The sequence below is a fragment of the Brevundimonas sp. genome (genome assembly GCF_044336875.1).
Lineage (GTDB): Bacteria > Pseudomonadota > Alphaproteobacteria > Caulobacterales > Caulobacteraceae > Brevundimonas.
In genome coordinates, this window is sequence record NZ_JBIIOP010000016.1 from 14,108 (window position 1) to 29,316 (window position 15,209).

12 protein-coding genes and 1 tRNA gene are annotated in these 15,209 nt (G+C 67.6%); 9 read left to right on the forward strand and 4 right to left on the reverse strand.

Annotated elements, in window-relative coordinates:
• Positions 1 to 214: 214 nt before the first annotated feature.
• Together ACIQ1T_RS15215 and ACIQ1T_RS15220 are read left to right on the forward strand one after the other, a co-directional pair.
• The gene (locus tag ACIQ1T_RS15215) at positions 215 to 1,948 is read left to right on the forward strand and encodes a PAS domain-containing protein (protein ID WP_395945394.1); all 1,734 of its coding nucleotides are present in this window, start codon (positions 215 to 217) and stop codon (positions 1,946 to 1,948) included.
• Positions 1,949 to 2,172: 224 nt separating this feature from the next.
• Complete coding sequence (locus ACIQ1T_RS15220; RefSeq protein ID WP_395945395.1) at positions 2,173 to 2,442, forward strand: hypothetical protein; 270 nt, start codon at positions 2,173 to 2,175, stop codon at positions 2,440 to 2,442.
• A gap of 28 nt (positions 2,443 to 2,470) precedes the next feature.
• Here ACIQ1T_RS15220 and ACIQ1T_RS15225 read toward each other — a convergent pair whose 3' ends face one another.
• Positions 2,471 to 4,987, reverse strand: a complete 2,517-nt coding sequence (locus ACIQ1T_RS15225) for a PepSY domain-containing protein (protein WP_395945396.1) — start codon at positions 4,985 to 4,987, stop codon at positions 2,471 to 2,473.
• Positions 4,988 to 5,180: 193 nt separating this feature from the next.
• Between ACIQ1T_RS15225 and ACIQ1T_RS15230 the strand changes: the two genes are divergently transcribed.
• Genes ACIQ1T_RS15230 through ACIQ1T_RS15240 form a run of 3 tightly spaced genes read left to right on the forward strand, consistent with a single transcriptional unit; the run spans position 5,181 to position 8,075 of the window.
• Positions 5,181 to 5,471 (forward strand): hypothetical protein, encoded by a 291-nt coding sequence (locus ACIQ1T_RS15230; protein WP_395945397.1) that lies wholly within the window; start codon positions 5,181 to 5,183, stop codon positions 5,469 to 5,471.
• Positions 5,429 to 7,324, forward strand: coding sequence for a TonB-dependent siderophore receptor (locus ACIQ1T_RS15235; protein WP_395945398.1), 1,896 nt, complete (start codon positions 5,429 to 5,431; stop codon positions 7,322 to 7,324). Before ACIQ1T_RS15230 ends, ACIQ1T_RS15235 begins: the two co-directional genes overlap by 43 nt.
• Before the next feature lie 13 nt (positions 7,325 to 7,337).
• Positions 7,338 to 8,075: a hypothetical protein gene (locus ACIQ1T_RS15240; protein WP_395945399.1), complete on the forward strand. Its 738-nt coding sequence runs from the start codon at positions 7,338 to 7,340 to the stop codon at positions 8,073 to 8,075.
• Between the two features lie 157 nt (positions 8,076 to 8,232).
• On the opposite strand, the gene ACIQ1T_RS15245 is transcribed toward ACIQ1T_RS15240, so the two are convergent.
• Positions 8,233 to 8,308, reverse strand: a tRNA-Lys gene (locus tag ACIQ1T_RS15245).
• A gap of 155 nt (positions 8,309 to 8,463) precedes the next feature.
• Here ACIQ1T_RS15245 and ACIQ1T_RS15250 point away from each other — a divergent pair.
• On the forward strand, positions 8,464 to 9,876 hold the full coding sequence (locus ACIQ1T_RS15250; RefSeq protein WP_395945400.1) for an amino acid permease: 1,413 nt from the start codon (positions 8,464 to 8,466) through the stop codon (positions 9,874 to 9,876).
• A complete protein-coding gene (locus tag ACIQ1T_RS15255) occupies positions 9,876 to 10,229 on the forward strand; it encodes an Hpt domain-containing protein (RefSeq protein WP_395945401.1) in 354 nt (117 codons plus the stop codon). The genes ACIQ1T_RS15250 and ACIQ1T_RS15255 overlap by 1 nt, the downstream gene beginning before the upstream one ends.
• On the opposite strand, the gene ACIQ1T_RS15260 is transcribed toward ACIQ1T_RS15255, so the two are convergent.
• Together ACIQ1T_RS15260 and ACIQ1T_RS15265 are read right to left on the reverse strand one after the other, a co-directional pair.
• The gene (locus tag ACIQ1T_RS15260; RefSeq protein WP_395945402.1) at positions 10,226 to 10,558 is read right to left on the reverse strand and encodes a chorismate mutase; all 333 of its coding nucleotides are present in this window, start codon (positions 10,556 to 10,558) and stop codon (positions 10,226 to 10,228) included. The two genes, ACIQ1T_RS15255 and ACIQ1T_RS15260, sit on opposite strands and share 4 nt — an antisense overlap.
• Before the next feature lie 39 nt (positions 10,559 to 10,597).
• A complete protein-coding gene (locus ACIQ1T_RS15265; RefSeq protein WP_395945403.1) occupies positions 10,598 to 11,413 on the reverse strand; it encodes a ferredoxin--NADP reductase in 816 nt (271 codons plus the stop codon).
• A 109-nt stretch (positions 11,414 to 11,522) separates the two neighbouring features.
• On the opposite strand from ACIQ1T_RS15265, the gene ACIQ1T_RS15270 reads away from it, so the two are divergent.
• Both ACIQ1T_RS15270 and ACIQ1T_RS15275 read left to right on the forward strand, forming a co-directional pair.
• Complete coding sequence (locus tag ACIQ1T_RS15270) at positions 11,523 to 13,766, forward strand: S9 family peptidase (protein ID WP_395945404.1); 2,244 nt, start codon at positions 11,523 to 11,525, stop codon at positions 13,764 to 13,766.
• A 21-nt stretch (positions 13,767 to 13,787) separates the two neighbouring features.
• Positions 13,788 to 15,209, forward strand: a complete 1,422-nt coding sequence (locus ACIQ1T_RS15275; protein WP_395945405.1) for an amidase — start codon at positions 13,788 to 13,790, stop codon at positions 15,207 to 15,209.

Below are 15,209 nucleotides of genomic sequence, written 5' to 3' on the forward strand. Positions count from 1 at the left end.
GATGTGGGAATATTTGTTTGACAACTATTGGTTGGGGGTTCCAGTTACAACCGTGGGGAGATTGGAGAGGACCTTGGAGGAGGTTCGGGCGGCAGGGGCGGAAGACGCCTCATGGCTCGAAACGCTGGATGGAGGCGTCGCTCGCCTGCGCGCCAGTGGTCGAGCGGCTGACTATATTCGCGCGAGGGCCTGGGAGGAGACTCCGCTGGGTCCGATGGCGGGCTGGGACGAGGTGCTCGTCTCCAGCCTGAACCTCGTGCTCAACTCCCGCTTTCCGATGTGCCTGACGTGGGGCCCGGAGCATCTGCTTTTCCACAACGACGCCTACGACGCCGTGCTGAGGGGGAAGGGCGCCTGTCAGGGCCAGCCCATGCAAGTGGTCTTTCCCGAAGCGTGGGCCTTGGTGGAGCCGATACTCCAGCGCGCACGGGTCGGGAACGCGAGCTATTTCGAGGATCTGGAGATTCCCCTGCTGCGCAATGCGCAGCTGGAGGAGACCTGGTGGTCGTTTTCCTATTCCCCGATCCTCCTGGCCGAAGGCGCGCCGGGCGGGGTTCTGGGCGTGGTCTATGAGACGACTCGGCGTTTCCTGGCGGAACAGGCGCTGTGGTCGCGCGAAGCCGCGCTGCGTGTCGTCACCGACATGGCCCCGGCCATGCTTTGGCGGTGCGACGCCTGGGGGCGGCTGACCTGGGTCAACCAGGAGCTTCAGACCTTCCTGGGCGAGGACGGACTCGAGCAGATGCGCCTCCAGGACTGTTTCCATCCCGACGAGGCGGCGTCGCTGGCGGAGATCGAGGCGGCCTGTCGCGAAACGCGCAAGCCGTTCGAAGGTCAGGCCAGACTGAAGGGGGCCTTGGGCGACTATCGCTGGTTCCTGATACGCGCGCAGCAGATATGGGAGGGCGACGGCCGGTTCATCGGCTGGTGCGGTTCGGCGGTGGATATCGAGGACTGGCGCGTCGCCGCAGAGGGCGTCACGGATCGGGACGAGCTCGTCCGCGAGTTCTCCGGAGCGGAGACCACCATGATGTGGACCGCCGACGTCGCCAGCCGTCGTGTCCAGGGCCTGAACCCGCATTTCCGCTCCGCCTGGGCGCTGCCGGCGTCGGGCGAGTCGGTCTCGTGGGACGAATGGGTTCAACTGGTCCATCCGGACGATCAGGCGCAGATGGCCGGCGCGCTGGACCTCATCGCCGCCGGCGAAACGATGCAGGGCAAGTTCCGGGCCCCGACGGCGGACGGCGGACTGCGCTGGTTCCACGCGACGGCGTTTCCGATTCGCGGTCCGGGTGGCGTGATCGCCCGGATCGGCGGCCTGCTGGTGGACGTGACCAGCGACACCGATCCGCGGGTCTATCTGATCGACGCCGATGCGGCCGCGCAAAACCGCCTGACTCACGCCTTCACCCGAAGCAGTTTCAAGGTTCGCAGCTTCGACGACGTCGCCGCGTTCGCGAAATTGTCGGACGACCTGGTGCCTGGCGTGGTGGTCCTGGCTTCGGACAGGGAGCTGGGCAGCCTGATCAAGGCGGCCGGCGTCCTGGGGGTGAGCAGCGCCCGTCTTCCGTGGATCGCGGTCGGGTCGTTCGATCATCAGCTCAACGAGGTCGTCCAACTGATGAAGCTGGGCGCAGCCAATGTTCTGCCGGCGAGTACGCCGCCGGAAGCCATCGTCCAGGCGGCCCGCGCCGCCCTGCCGTCCGACGGCCCCCGATCGCGGGAATCGTCGCGAGGCCCGTCAGGCGCCCGGAACAAGATCGCCGAACTGAGTCGGCGCGAGCGCGAGGTTCTGGACGGTCTGGCGCGTGGCGGCACCAACAAGACCATCGCCCAGTCGCTGTCGCTGAGTCCGCGAACGGTCGAGACCTACCGCGCCCAATTGATGGACAGGCTGGGCGTCCGCACCCTCGCCGACCTGCTCAAACTGGCTGCTGACGCCGCCTGACGTGGTTTACAAAGTCTGAACGCGCCGCCCGGATTGGTACTGAGGGGCGCTCCGGATGACGGCGGACACGTCCCGGTTGAAGGTGTCATCGAGGCTGGCGCCGCCAACCACTCCCCCGTGGATGGCGCTGCTTCGAGGGGAGGCGGCCGTCGGACATCCTCCAAGGCCCCTGGGTCGTCTCCCCGCTCTTTAAGGCGCGTCAAGTCGCCGTGATTGGAGGAGTGATGGGAAGCAAGCATCCGCCCGGCCGTTCCATGCCGAACGCCGCCTTTCTGGCCCTGCGCAGCGAGCTGCTCTTGGCCACGACCATGATGTCCTGCGAGCAGACGCTCGATCTGGCGGACCTGCTGCACACGGCAATTCGCATGCGCAAGCCGGGACGCCCGCTGCAGAACCTCGACCACCTGTTTCGTGAAGAGGCGACCTCCGCGCGCGGCGTCGAACTGCGCGTCCTGAACCTTGACGCCTATCGTCCGGACGGCGACGAAGCCTAGGCGCGACCGATAGGCCTTGGGGCTCGCTTCAATAGATGTCGCGCCGGTATCGGCCGGCCTCGATAAGGGCTTCGATCCGGTCGTCGCCCAAGGCGTCGCGCAGGGCCTTGTCGACACCCGCCGCCATGCCCTCCAGGCTTCCGCACACCAGGATGGCGGCCCCGGCGTCCACCCGACGTCGCAGCAGTTCGGCCTGGGGCGGGATCAGATCCTGGACATAACGGACCTGGTCTGCGGCGCGCGACCAGGCCCGGTCCAGCCGATCGAGCACGCCTGTTCGGAGCCAGGCCTGGAGCTCCGCGTCGTGGAAGGCGTCATGATCCGGGCTGCGTTCGCCGAACATCAGCCAGTCGCCCCTGAGGCCGCGCCGCGCTCGGTCGCGCAGGTGGGCGCGCAGGCCCGCCAGACCGGTGCCGTTGCCGATCAGGATGAGGGAGGCGGCGTCGTCAGGCGCATGGAAATTGGGATTGGCCCGGATGCGAATCCGGATCGTGGCCTGAATCGCGGCAATGGCCGTCAACCAACCCGATCCATAGCCCAGACCCAGGCCGCCGTCGGGCCGAGCCGTCTGGCGAACCAGCAGTTCGAGGCGGCCGTCGTCGGGAAGCGAGGCGATCGAATATTCACGATGGGGCAGGGGGCGCAGGGCGGCGACGATATCGCCAGCCGCCTGGTTGCGCGCGGCGTCGGGGTCCGGCAGCAGATTGTCGGCGAGGTGCGCCGAGAGCGACCGGTCTCCGACCCGAACCTCGCCGTCATGGCCGGCGGCCTGGAGCCAGGCCGAGACCCGTCCGGGATCATGGCGGGGTGACACCTCGGCGATATCGCCCGCGCGCCAGATCGGGGTTTCGCCATCCAGGGGCGCAAGGCCGATATGGAAGGCCAGGGCGCCGGGGCCGCCGGGATTGAGGGGTCTGCGCTCCACCAGACGCCAGGGGAAGAAGGGCGCAGGCGCCCAGTCGGGCGTGTCCGCGTCCGCCCCCAGGCTCGTGATCTGCTGCTGCCACTGGCGTTGGGCGTCGACGTCGTCGCCGTCCATCTCCACGACGTCGAACAGCCGACGGCCGCCGCCGCCGTGGGCCCATTGATCGAAGCGGTGACCGAAGGCGCAGAAGTCTGGATATTCCCGGTCGCCGAGGGCGAGGACGGCATAGTCGGGCATGGAGGCCGGCCGCGTCCTCATGCGTCGTGCGAAGGCCCGGGCGGCGTCCGGCGGTTCGCCTTCGCCATAGCTGGCGATGATGAACAGGGCGCGCTCGGCCCGCCTCAGGTCGGCGTCGGTGACGGCGGACAGGGGTTTGAGCAGGGCGGGCTCCGCAGCAAAGGCTGCGGCGGTCCGACGCGCGATCCGTTCCGCCGTGCCGGTCTGGCTGGCGTAGGCGACCAGCAGGCGGCCGTCGGCGATCGCGGCGTCAGGCGTGGCGGTTTCGGCCATGACGCGGCGCGTTTCCGACTTGCGTCGACGACGGCCGAGATAGAGCAGCAGACCGGTCACGGTGAACAACGGCATGGTCAAGGACGACAGCAGAATGATGATCCGGCCGGGCAGACCGAAGAAGGAGCCCTTGTGGATCGGCAGCATGGAGGTGACCACCACCTTGCCGATCGGACGATCGGCATAGAGGTCCCGCTTCTTCACCGTCGCCGTCTTCTGGTCGATGTCATAGACATCGGTCATCCGGTCGTGGCGCGCGCCCCGGGGCAGGACGGCGAACCGGACCGGCTTGCCCGGCGCGGGCGGCGTCACCGTGACGGCCGCGTAGTCTTGGCCGATCGTGCGCTGCAAGGTGGTCCAGGCGGCGTCGATCGAGACCGGCGGACGGGGCTTTCCGCCGCCGGCCGGGGCGGCGCGTTCCGCCTCCGGCCTTTCGCCAGTCAGCATGTAGCGAACGCCGTCCTGGTACCAGCTGTAGGACCACCAAAGTCCGGTCAGGGCCGAGACCAGATACAGGATGAAGATCCAGCCGCCGATCACCGCGTGCAGGGTGCGATACAGGTTGCGGCCCGTGCGGCTGAGGTCCAGCACCAGCCAGTTGCGCCAGTCCAGCGGCCGGCGCGGCCAGCGCAGATAGAGGCCGGACAGGGCGAAGAAGATCAGGGACAGGGCGGCGACGCCGGTGATCTGGCGACCCCAGCCGTTTCCATTTCCGGGCAGGGCCAGAAACCTGTGGACGCGGCGCACGGTCTCGAAGAAGGGCGCGCCGGGGCGGTGACCCAGAAGTTCGCCCGTCCCGGGATCGACCAGCCTGTCCTCGCGACCCTTCTCGCCCTGAATACGAACCTGGTAGGGAAGGGTGGGCTCGGCGCCGATGATCAGCCGCTGGATGCGGTCCCCATGGCGCTGTTCGGCGATCCGTGCGATCAGGTGATCGGGCGACAGGGGCGTCACGCTTCCGGCCGGCTGCTCATAGGCTCGGGCGGTCAGGGCGCCCATGATCTCGTCCTCGAAGCTCATCATCGCCCCGGTCAGGCCCATGACGGCCAGGACCAGACCGGCGGTGACGCCGAGGAACCAGTGAATCTGGAACAGGACCTGTCGGAGCATCGCACGCCTCGTTCACGCCGTTGACGTGACGGGCACGCGATCAGCAACAGTCGCCGTGCCTACCGCTCCTGCTTCGCGCTCGCAACAGAACGGGCCAAAAATTGCTGCAATGCGGCAGGGTGTGTTGCAAGCGATTATCAAACACACTAACGAGCCTGCGCCTTCCCCAAGGCTACGCTAGTGGAGTCGCCTCATGTCGTTCAAAGCCCAAGCCCGTCTCACCGTCAGCAGCCTGGCGATCCTTCTTCCCCTGACGATGGCGGGCGGCGCACTGGCCGCCGAGGTCGAGACCCCGCAGCGGACGGCGAGCGCGGCTGACACGCAGGAGCTTTCCGAGATCGTCGTCCTGGGACAGGCCAACGACGGCTACGCCGTGCACCGCACCACCACAGCGACCCGCACGGGCGCGGACCTGATGGACACGCCCCAGTCGACCAGGTCGTGTCGCGCGCGGTCATCGACGAACAGCAGATCACCGACATGACTTCGGCCCTGATGAACGTCAGCGGAATCCAGGCCGGCACCTCGGCGGGCAATCGGTCGGACAGTTTCACCATCCGGGCTTTCCGCTCTTCCTACTACGCCGTCGACAGCGTCATGCTGAGCCCGGCGGTCGAGACCAACGACAGCTACCGCGACCTGGCCAATATCGAGCGGATCGAGGTGCTGAAAGGGCCGGCCTCGGTCCTCTATGGCCGGGGCGATCCCGGCGGCCTGATCAATATGGTGACCAAGAAGCCCAAGCTGGTCGCCGAGCAGAACTATACGGTCCAGACGGGCAGCGACGACTTCTGGCGCGGCGAACTGGACTTCACCGGCCCGCTGCTGGCCGATCAGGGGCTGGCCTATCGCCTGATCGGCGCGATCCAGCGCAGCGACACCTTCCGCGACACCCAGGTTCCGTTCAACCGACAGTTCCTGGCGCCGTCGATCTCGTGGCAGCCCACTGACAGGACCCGCGCCCTGGCCAGCCTGACCTGGTTGCGTCAGACCAGCCCGGTCGACCGCGGGATCGTGGCCACGCCCGACGCCGCCGGCAATCTGGAGGTGAGCCTGCCGCGCGACCGGTTCCTGGGCGAGAAGTTCGCGGATTTCGAGTCGCAGCGTTACGAGTTCAACTATCGGGTCGAACACGATCTGACCAACTGGCTGACGGTCCGCCATGTCGGCCATTACGATCAAGGCGAGCTTTCGCTGTTCGGGATCAACTACACCCGCATCAACGTGGATGAGACGACCGGCGCCCGCACCGTCAGCCGCACGGCCGTGCAGCAGGACGAAGAGAACCACAGCTATAATTTCCAGCTGGACGCCGTGGCCCGGTTCGCGACCGGCTCCATCGATCACACGGTGGTGGCGGGGCTGGAGTACAGCGAATCCTATCGTCTCCGGACCTTCGCCAACAGTCCGCTGGCGGCGATCGACATCGACAACCCGATCTATGGCGCCCGCCCGACGGGCTTTGTCCTCCGGCCTGACCGTGAGGTGAACGCCAAATCGCCCGCCTTCTATCTGCAGGACCAGATCGACATAGGCGAGCGTCTGAATCTTCTGGTCGGCGTGCGCTATGACCACGCCCAGCAGAGCGACGCCGGCGTGACCGCCTACGAGTCGGACGAAAAGGCCTGGTCGCCGCGCGTCGGCCTGGTGTTCAAGCCTATCCCCAACGTCTCCCTGTTCGCCGACTACACCAAATCGTTCCAGGCCAAGCCGGAACCGACCCTGACCGGCGCGCCGATCCCAGCCGAGACGGGCGAACAGTATGAGGTCGGGGTGAAGGCGGAGCTGTTCGACGGCCGGCTGTCCCTGACCAGCGCCGCCTATCAACTGACCCGCGCCCACGTCGCCCAGCAGGACGTGAACAACCCCGGCTTCAACCTCGATGCGGGCGAGCAGCGCGCGCGCGGCGTGGAACTGGACGTGGCGGGCCAGATCACCGACAGCCTGCGGGTGATCGGCAACGTCGCCTATACGGACAGCGAAGTCCTGTCCTCGACGGACTTCGAGGTCGGCGCGCGTCTGGGCAATGTGCCGCTGTGGAGCGGCAGTCTGTGGGGCGCCTGGGAACCGCAGGCCGGGGCGCTGCAGGGCTTCGGCGTCGGCGCGGGGGTCTACCTGGCCAGCGACCGCTACGGCGATCTGACCAACAGCTTCAGCATCGGCGGTTACGAGCGGTTCGACGCCTCGGTCTGGTATCGCGTGTCCGACAAGGCGCGCGTCACGCTCAGCATCAAGAACATCGCCGACGACGACTACATCGACTCTTCCGTGTCGCGCTATCAGATCTCGCCTGCGGCCGGTCGAACCTTCCTGATCGGCCTGAGCGGCCAATTCTGATCGGAGCCGTCCCATGCTGAAAAATCTCAAACGTTCCGTCGCCCCGGCCGTCGCCCTGGCCGCCGTCCTGGCCATCGGCATGGCGTCCTCGGCCATGGCCGGGCCTCGCGTCCTCATGGTCATGCGGTCCGAAGTCCCCGGCGGGTCCAGCGACCCGGCCGTTCTCGCCCACCTGCGTCAGGAAGGCTTCGACGTCACCACGACCGAGGGCCTGTCGGCCATGCCGTCGACCTGCGGCTTCGATCTGGTGATCCTGTCGTCCACTGTGCGCTCGAACCAGTTCACCGCCGATCGGGCCGCGATCGACCGGCTGCGCGACATGAAACAGCCGCTGCTGACCTGGGAGAACGACCTCCAGGACGACCTTCGCTTCACGGGCCTGCACCGCGACGTGCAGTTCGGCGAGGTCGAGACAGGTCACTACGGCTGGATGGTGCGCGCGCCCCATCCGATGTCTGCGGGCCTGCCCTCCGGCGCCATCGTCTGGACCGCTGCGCGCCAGCCTGCCGGCTGGGGCACGCCCGGCCTGGGCGCCGACATCATCATGACCCGCCCCGGCGAGCCGGAAAAGGCCATGCTCTACGCCTATGAGACCGGCGCGACCATGGACGGAACGTTCGACGCCCCGGCTCGTCGTGTCTTCATCGGCATGGACAACGGCTCGTTCGACAACCTGACCCCCGAAGGCCACAAGCTGTTCGACGCGGCGGTGAACTGGGCGGTCGAAGGCAAGGTCCCGGCGTCCTGCTGATCGATCCGCCGCCAAGCGCCTGCGGAATCACGAAAGGCCCCGGTGTTCACCGGGGCCTTTTCACGTCGGTCTTCGCCCTGTCCAACGGCGCTGGTCACGCACGTGCCTGGACAGGGGCGTCCCGTCTGTTGGCGCATTTCGAAATAGGAAAGTACGATGGTGGGTGATCACAGGTTCGAACTGTGGACCCGCTGATTAAGAGTCAGCTGCTCTACCAACTGAGCTAATCACCCGACCGATCGTCTTTTCTTCGGCGGCGGTTGCCGTCCCGAAGGGCGCTCCTACTACCCAGCCGTTCGGGGGTTGGCAAGTGCTTTCGCGAACTTTCTTTGACGGTCTATGGTCAGGGCGGAATCAGGCTGCGGCAAGCGGCGGGGGAGTAAGCATCATGGCCTTCTGGAACCGGCGTCGTTCGATCGACGCCATGCTGGCGCCGCATGACGGGCCGCGTCTGAAACCGACACTCAGCTGGCCGCACCTGCTGGCCCTGGGCGTCGGCGCCATCGTCGGCACCGGCATCCTGACCCTGATCGGGGTGGGGGCGGGGCTGGCGGGGCCGGCGGTGCTGATCAGCTTCGGGTTGGCCGGTCTGGTCTGCGCCTGCGCCGCCCTGGCCTATGCCGAACTGTCGACCATGATGCCGGCGGCGGGCAGCGCCTACACCTATTCCTACGCCGTCCTGGGCGAGGCCATCGCCTGGATCGTGGGCTGGAGCCTGATCCTGGAATATTCGCTGGTGGTCAGCGCCGTGGCCGTGGGCTGGTCCGGTTATGCCGTCGGCTTTCTGTCCGGTCTGGGGATCGATCTCCCGACGGCCCTGATAGCCGGGCCGCATGCGGGCGGGATCATCAACCTGCCGGCCGTGGCCATCATCGGGGTGGTGACCGGTCTGCTGCTGCTGGGCACTAAGGAGAGCGCGACCCTGAACGCCGTTCTGGTGCTGATCAAGATCGCCGCCCTGGTCGTCTTCGTCGCCATTGCTCTGCCGGCCTTCAAGCCCGAGCATTTCACCCCCTTCATGCCCAATGGTTTCGGCGCCCCCTTCGTCCAGACGGGGGTGATGGCGGCGGCGGCCATCATCTTCTTCGCCTTCTACGGCTTCGACGCCATCTCGACGGCGGCGGAGGAGACCAAGAAGCCCGAGCGTGATCTGGCCATCGGCATCGTCGGTTCGATGCTGATCTGCACGGCCCTGTACCTGGTGGTCGCGGCCGCCGCCATCGGCGCCCGGCCGGTAGCCGACTTCGCCGAAAGCCCGGAGCCCCTGGCCCTGATCCTGCGCCAGATGGGGCAGGGGACGGCGGCCCAGTGGATCGCCGCCGCCGCCGTGATCGCCCTGCCGACCGTGCTGCTGGCCTTCCTGTTCGGCCAGAGCCGCATCTTCCTGGGCATGGCCCGCGACGGCCTGCTGCCGCGCCGCCTGGCCAAGGTGTCGTCGCGCGGCGTGCCCGCCGTGGTGACCATCTTCACCGCGATTGTCGTCGCCATCCTGGCCGGCCTGCTGCCGCTGGATGAACTGGCCTCCCTGGCCAACGCCGGGACGCTGGCGGCCTTCTGCTCGGTCGGCGTCAGCCTGATCGTGCTGCGGATCCGCGAGCCGGGCCGCAAGCGCGTCTTCAAGGCTCCGCTGTGGCCCGTCGTCGGCGCGATCAGCGTGATCGGCTGCATCGTCTTCTTCCTCAGCCTGAAACCGATCACCCAGATCGGCTTCGTGATCTGGAACATCGTCGGCGTGGCCATCTATCTGCTGTGGTCGTCGAAGAACTCCCGCCTGGCCAAGGGCGAGGAAGAGGCCGCCTGATGGCCCGCCGCGACCTGTCCGGCGTCGTCGACTTCTCGGTGCTGGAAGGCATGACCGGCGACGACGCAGGTATTTCGGAAGAGGTGCTGGGCCTGTTCGTCGAACAGGCCGCTCTCTGGTCAGCCCTGCTGAACCCGAAGGTCGAGGGCTGGCGGGACGGGGTCCACACCATCCGCGGCGCGGCGGCGGGCATAGGCGCCCGCGAACTGGCGTCGATCTGCGCCGAGGCGGAGGCCGTGGAACAGGGGCTGGCGGTCCCGGCGCTGGAACGGGTCAGGACGGCCCTTGAGGCTGCCCTGACCGACGTGGCCGCCTATCGGCACGAACTGATGCTGAGAGGCCTTAGAGCCTAGCTCCGAGTCCGGTCGTAGGTCGCGAACTCGTGGGCGATGCAGCGGTCGATCAGCAGGCGCCAGACCGGTTCGGCGATGTCGGGCGACAGGTGGTGGGCTTCGGCGGCGACCAGGACCTTGGCCACCACGTCGTCGATGCGGGCCTGGTCGAAGACGGCGTCGCGGTCCGGCTTGATGCGGGCGGCGGCGTCCATGTAGCGCTGACGTTCGGCCAGCAGGGCCACCAGGGCGCGGTCCAGGGCGTCGACGCCCTGACGGACCTCGGTCATGGAGCGGCATTCGGCGGGATCGACCCGGGAATCGACGGCGACTAGGGCAGGGTGGTGCATGGCCGTCGGGTTAGCTCGTCGAACGGACGAAGCCAAGCCTCAGCCGACGAAGGCCCGCTCCAGCACATAGTCGGCCGGCTCGGCGTTCGAGCCTTCCTTCAGCCCATAGGTCTCCAGCAATTCGCCCGCTTCCTTGATCATGGCCATGGAGCCGCACAGCATGGCGCGGTCCTTGGCCGGGTCGAAGCCTTCCGGCAGGCCCAGGTCGCGGAAGAAGTCACCTGACTTGATCCGGTCGGTGATCCGGCCCGGCGTCTCGAACTCTTCCCGCGTCACGGTCGGATAATAGGTCAGCTGGGCCGCAGCCTCTTCGCCGATCAGCGGATCCTCGTGGATTTCGCGGGTGAAGAAGTCGCGATAGGCCAGGTCGGCGACGCTGCGCACCGTGTGGATCACATAGACATGGCCGAAGCGGGAATAGGTGTCGGGATCGCGCGCCACGCTCAGCCAGGGCGCCAGGCCCGTGCCGGTGCCGATCAGGAACAGCCGCTCGCCCCCGGTCAGGGCGTCCAGAACCAGGGTGCCGGTCGGCTTCTTGCCCATCAGAACCGTGTCTCCGGCCTGGATCTTCTGCAGGCGCGAGGTCAGGGGGCCGTCTGCGACCTTGATCGAGAAGAACTCCAGTTCCTCGGCCCAGTTGGGGCTGGCGATCGAATAGGCGCGCAGCACCGGCTTGCCGCCGTCTTCCCCCGGCAGGCCGATCATCACGAACTCACCCGAGCGGAAACGGAAATCCTCGGGCCGTTTGACGCCGAAGCTGAACAGGCTGTCGGTCCAGTGGCGGACCCACAGAACCTCCAGTTCGTTGAACGGGCTGGCCTTGACGGGAGCGGGGGAGAGGGCGGCGTCTGTCATCGTGCGGCCTCTCTAAGCTGAGAACCCTTCGCAGGGAAGAAAAAGCCGTCCGTTCAGCCACGACATTTCCTCGTGACGGCTTGCAGAAGCGTCGCTAGCTTCGCCGCCCATGCGCACAGTTCTCCTTGCTTCGACCATCCTCCTGTCGGCCGGTTCAGCCATGGCCCAGGAGACGCCCTCCAACATCCTGACGGTGGAACGGGTCTTCGCCGACCCCGCCCTGGCCGGTCCGACCGCCAAGGGGGTCAGCCTGTCGCCGGACGGCGAACTGGTCGCCTTCCTGCGTGGCCGCGAGGACGATGTGCAGGTCCAGGACCTGTGGGCCGCCCCGACCGGCGCGGGCGAACCCTACAAGCTGATCGACGCCCGCGCCCTGGTCCCCGACGCCGGCGAATTGTCCGAGGCTGAAAAGGCCCGGCGCGAGCGGATGCGGATCAGCGCCCGCGGCGTGGTCGACTATTCCTGGGATCAGCAGGGCCGCTACATCCTGGCCCCGCTGGAGGGCGACATCTTCCTGGCCAACCGCGCCGACGGCAAGGTGCGCCGCCTGACCGAGACGGCCGCCGACGAGATTGACGCCAAGGTCTCGCCCCAGGGCAATTTCGTCTCCTATGTGCGCGACCAGGATCTGGTGATCTACGACCTGGCCTCGGGCCGCGAGCGCGCGGTCACCACGGATGGCGACGGCCTGATCACCTGGGCCACGGCCGAATTCATCGCCCAGGAAGAACTGGACCGCGACACCGGCTACTGGTGGAGCCCGGACGAGAAACGCATCGCCCTGGCCAGGGTCGACGAAAGCCCGGTCGATGTGATCCCGCGCCTCGACATCACCGGCGGCGGGGCTGCGGTGATCGAGCAACGCTACCCCCGCGCCGGCCGTCCCAACGCCGTCGTCGAACTCTATGTCCAGGATCTGGGCGCGGATCGCCGGGTCAAGGTCGATCTGGGAACCAACACCGACATCTATCTGGCGCGCGTCAACTGGTCGGCTGACGCCCAGACTTTGTATGTCCAACGCCTGTCGCGCGACCAGAAGACCCTGGACCTGCTGGCGGTCGATCCCGCCACCGGCGCCTCGCGGGTGATCCTGACGCAGAAGGGCGAGGCCTGGGTCAGTCTGAACAACGACTTCCGCACCCTGTCCGACGGCCGGTTCCTGTGGTCGAACGAGGACAGCGGCTGGCGTCACCTGTATCTGTACGGCCGCGACGGCAAGCTGATCTGCCCGATCACCCAAGGGGACTATCCGGTCCTGGCCCTGGAAGGCGTCAGCGAGAGCGCGGGCGAGGTCTATTTCACCGCCTCGATGCGCGACGGCAAGGAACTGCCGATCGAGCAGCAGCTGTTCCGCGTCGGACTGAACGAAACCACGACGCCTGCGGCCATCACGCCCGAGGGCGGCTGGTGGTCGGTGTCGGTCAACGGCACGGGCACGGCCTATGTCGGCAACTATTCGGACCCGACCACCCCGCCGCAGTCGGCCCTGTACCGGATGGACGGAACCCGTGTCCGCTGGATCGAACAGAACGCCCTGGACGCCGATCACCCGTTCCAACCTTACGTCTCGCGCCAGCCCCAGCCGACCTTCGGCACGCTGCAGAGCCACGGCGAGACCCTGGTCTGGCAGATGAAGACGCCGCCGGGCTTCGATCCGTCCAAGACCTATCCGGTGGTGATGCAGGTCTATGGCGGTCCGTCGGGCGGCGGGGTCAAACGGGCCTGGGGCGCGGCGACGGACCAGTTGCTGACCGAGGCCGGCTACATCGTCTTCCGCATGGACAATCGCGGCGAGGGCTATCGCAGCCGCGCCTTCAAGAACGCCCTGTATCGCCACATGGGCACGGTCGAAGTCGAGGATCAGGTTCTGGCCGCCGACTATCTGCGCAGCCTGCCCTATGTGGACGACGCCCGGATCGCGGTGATGGGCTGGAGCTACGGCGGCTTCATGAGCCTGGCCATGCTGACCGAGCCGAAGATGGGGTTGGCCGCCGCCCTGGCCGGCGCCCCGCCGACGGAATGGAGCCTGTACGACACGGCCTATACCGAACGCTACATGTCCACGCCGCAGGACAACCCGGAAGGCTACGCCGCCTCGGATCTGGTCTCGCGCCTCGACAATATGACCGGCCGTCTGCTGCTGCTGCACGGCATGGCCGACGACAACGTCATCTTCGAGAACACGACCCGCGTCCTGAACGCCCTGCAGGAGAAGAGCGTCCCGTTCGAGACCATGCTCTATCCGGGCCAACGTCACGGGGTGCGCGGCAATCCGCGCCAACTGCACCTGTGGCGCACCTATCTGGACTTCCTGGACCGCACCATCGGTTTGCGGTCGCACACGGCCGACTGATCGAAAACTGAGGGGACGGGCATGTCGAACAAGGAAACCCTGGTCGGCGTGCTCGCCGCTCTTGTGTGCGCGGGTCTGTCCGCCTGCGCCACGTCCGCATTACCGCCGCCGGATACGGCCAATGCGGTGATCCGTTGGTCGGCCGACGCGCAGCGGGCAGGGCGATGGTCCGGCTCCGGCGTCGCCGGAATGCCGATCCTGCTGAAGGACAATATCGAGACGGCCGACATGCCGACCACGGCCGGCTCCCTGGCCCTGGCCGCCAACGCCCCCGGCCGCGACGCGCCTCTGGTGGCCCGGCTGCGGGCCGCCGGCGCCGTGATCGTGGGCAAGACCAATCTGTCGGAATGGGCCAATATCCGGTCGTCGGACTCGATCAGCGGCTGGAGCGCGGTCGGCGGCCAGACGCTCAATCCCTATGATCCCGCCCGCACCCCCTGCGGCTCCTCGTCCGGCAGCGGGGCGGCGGTGGCCCTGGGCCTGGCGCCCGTGGCGATCGGCACCGAGACGGACGGCTCCATCACCTGTCCGGCCTCGGTCAACGGCGTGGTCGGGTTCAAGCCCACGGTCGGCCTGGTGTCGCGCACCCACATCGTCCCGATCAGCCATTCCCAGGACACGGCCGGGCCGATGGCGGCGACCGTGACCGACGCCGCCCGCGTCCTGACCGTCATGGCCGGCTCCGATCCCGCCGATCCGGCCACAGTCGAGGCCGATGCCCGCAAGACCGACTACGCCGCCGCCTTGGACGCCGGATCTCTGCGCGGCGCCCGGATCGGGGTGATGCGCTTCCTCAAGGGCTATTCGCCCGAGACCCAGGCCGTGTTCGACCAGAACCTGCAGGCCCTGCGCGACGCCGGCGCCGTCCTGGTCGACCTGCCGGAAGGGCCGGACGGGCGAACAATAGGCGCGGCCGAATTCCAGGTGCTGCTGTATGAACTGAAGCACGATCTGAACGCCTATCTGGCCTCGACCGACCCGGCTCAGGTCCCGACCCGCACCCTGGCCGAGGTCATCGCCTTCAACGCCGCCGAGCCGCGCGAGACCGTCCTGTTCGGCCAGGACACGTTCGAACAGGCCCAGACCAAGCCCGGCCTGGACGATCCCGATTATCTGGAGGCCCGCGCTGCGTCCCTGCGCCTGGCCGGCCCCGAGGGGATCGACAGGCTGATGCGCGAGAACGGCCTGGTCGCCCTGATCGCCCCGACCACCTCGCGCGCCTGGACCAACGACCCCAAGGATGACGACGACATGCAGGGCTCGGCCAGCCGCCTCGCCGCCGTCGCCGGATATCCGCACCTGACCGTGCCCATGGGCTTCGACCGGGGCATGCCTGTGGGGCTCAGCTTCATTGGCGGCCAGTGGGACGACGCGCGCATCCTTTCGCTCGGCTACGCTTTCGAACAGGCGACGCAGGCGCGCAGGCCGCCGCCCGTCCGTTAG

Bases quoted from the DNA above. Each gene is read 5' to 3' on its own strand.
- ACIQ1T_RS15215 (WP_395945394.1), top strand. From the start codon at position 215: ATGGCGGGCTGGGACGAGGTGCTCGTCTCCAGCCTGAACCTCGTGCTC.
- ACIQ1T_RS15220 (WP_395945395.1), top strand. From the start codon at position 2,173: ATGGGAAGCAAGCATCCGCCCGGCCGTTCCATGCCGAACGCCGCCTTT.
- ACIQ1T_RS15225 (WP_395945396.1), bottom strand. From the start codon at position 4,987: ATGCTCCGACAGGTCCTGTTCCAGATTCACTGGTTCCTCGGCGTCACC.
- ACIQ1T_RS15230 (WP_395945397.1), top strand. From the start codon at position 5,181: ATGTCGTTCAAAGCCCAAGCCCGTCTCACCGTCAGCAGCCTGGCGATC.
- ACIQ1T_RS15240 (WP_395945399.1), top strand. From the start codon at position 7,338: ATGCTGAAAAATCTCAAACGTTCCGTCGCCCCGGCCGTCGCCCTGGCC.
- ACIQ1T_RS15250 (WP_395945400.1), top strand. From the start codon at position 8,464: ATGGCCTTCTGGAACCGGCGTCGTTCGATCGACGCCATGCTGGCGCCG.
- ACIQ1T_RS15255 (WP_395945401.1), top strand. From the start codon at position 9,876: ATGGCCCGCCGCGACCTGTCCGGCGTCGTCGACTTCTCGGTGCTGGAA.
- ACIQ1T_RS15260 (WP_395945402.1), bottom strand. From the start codon at position 10,558: ATGCACCACCCTGCCCTAGTCGCCGTCGATTCCCGGGTCGATCCCGCC.
- ACIQ1T_RS15265 (WP_395945403.1), bottom strand. From the start codon at position 11,413: ATGACAGACGCCGCCCTCTCCCCCGCTCCCGTCAAGGCCAGCCCGTTC.
- ACIQ1T_RS15270 (WP_395945404.1), top strand. From the start codon at position 11,523: ATGCGCACAGTTCTCCTTGCTTCGACCATCCTCCTGTCGGCCGGTTCA.
- ACIQ1T_RS15275 (WP_395945405.1), top strand. From the start codon at position 13,788: ATGTCGAACAAGGAAACCCTGGTCGGCGTGCTCGCCGCTCTTGTGTGC.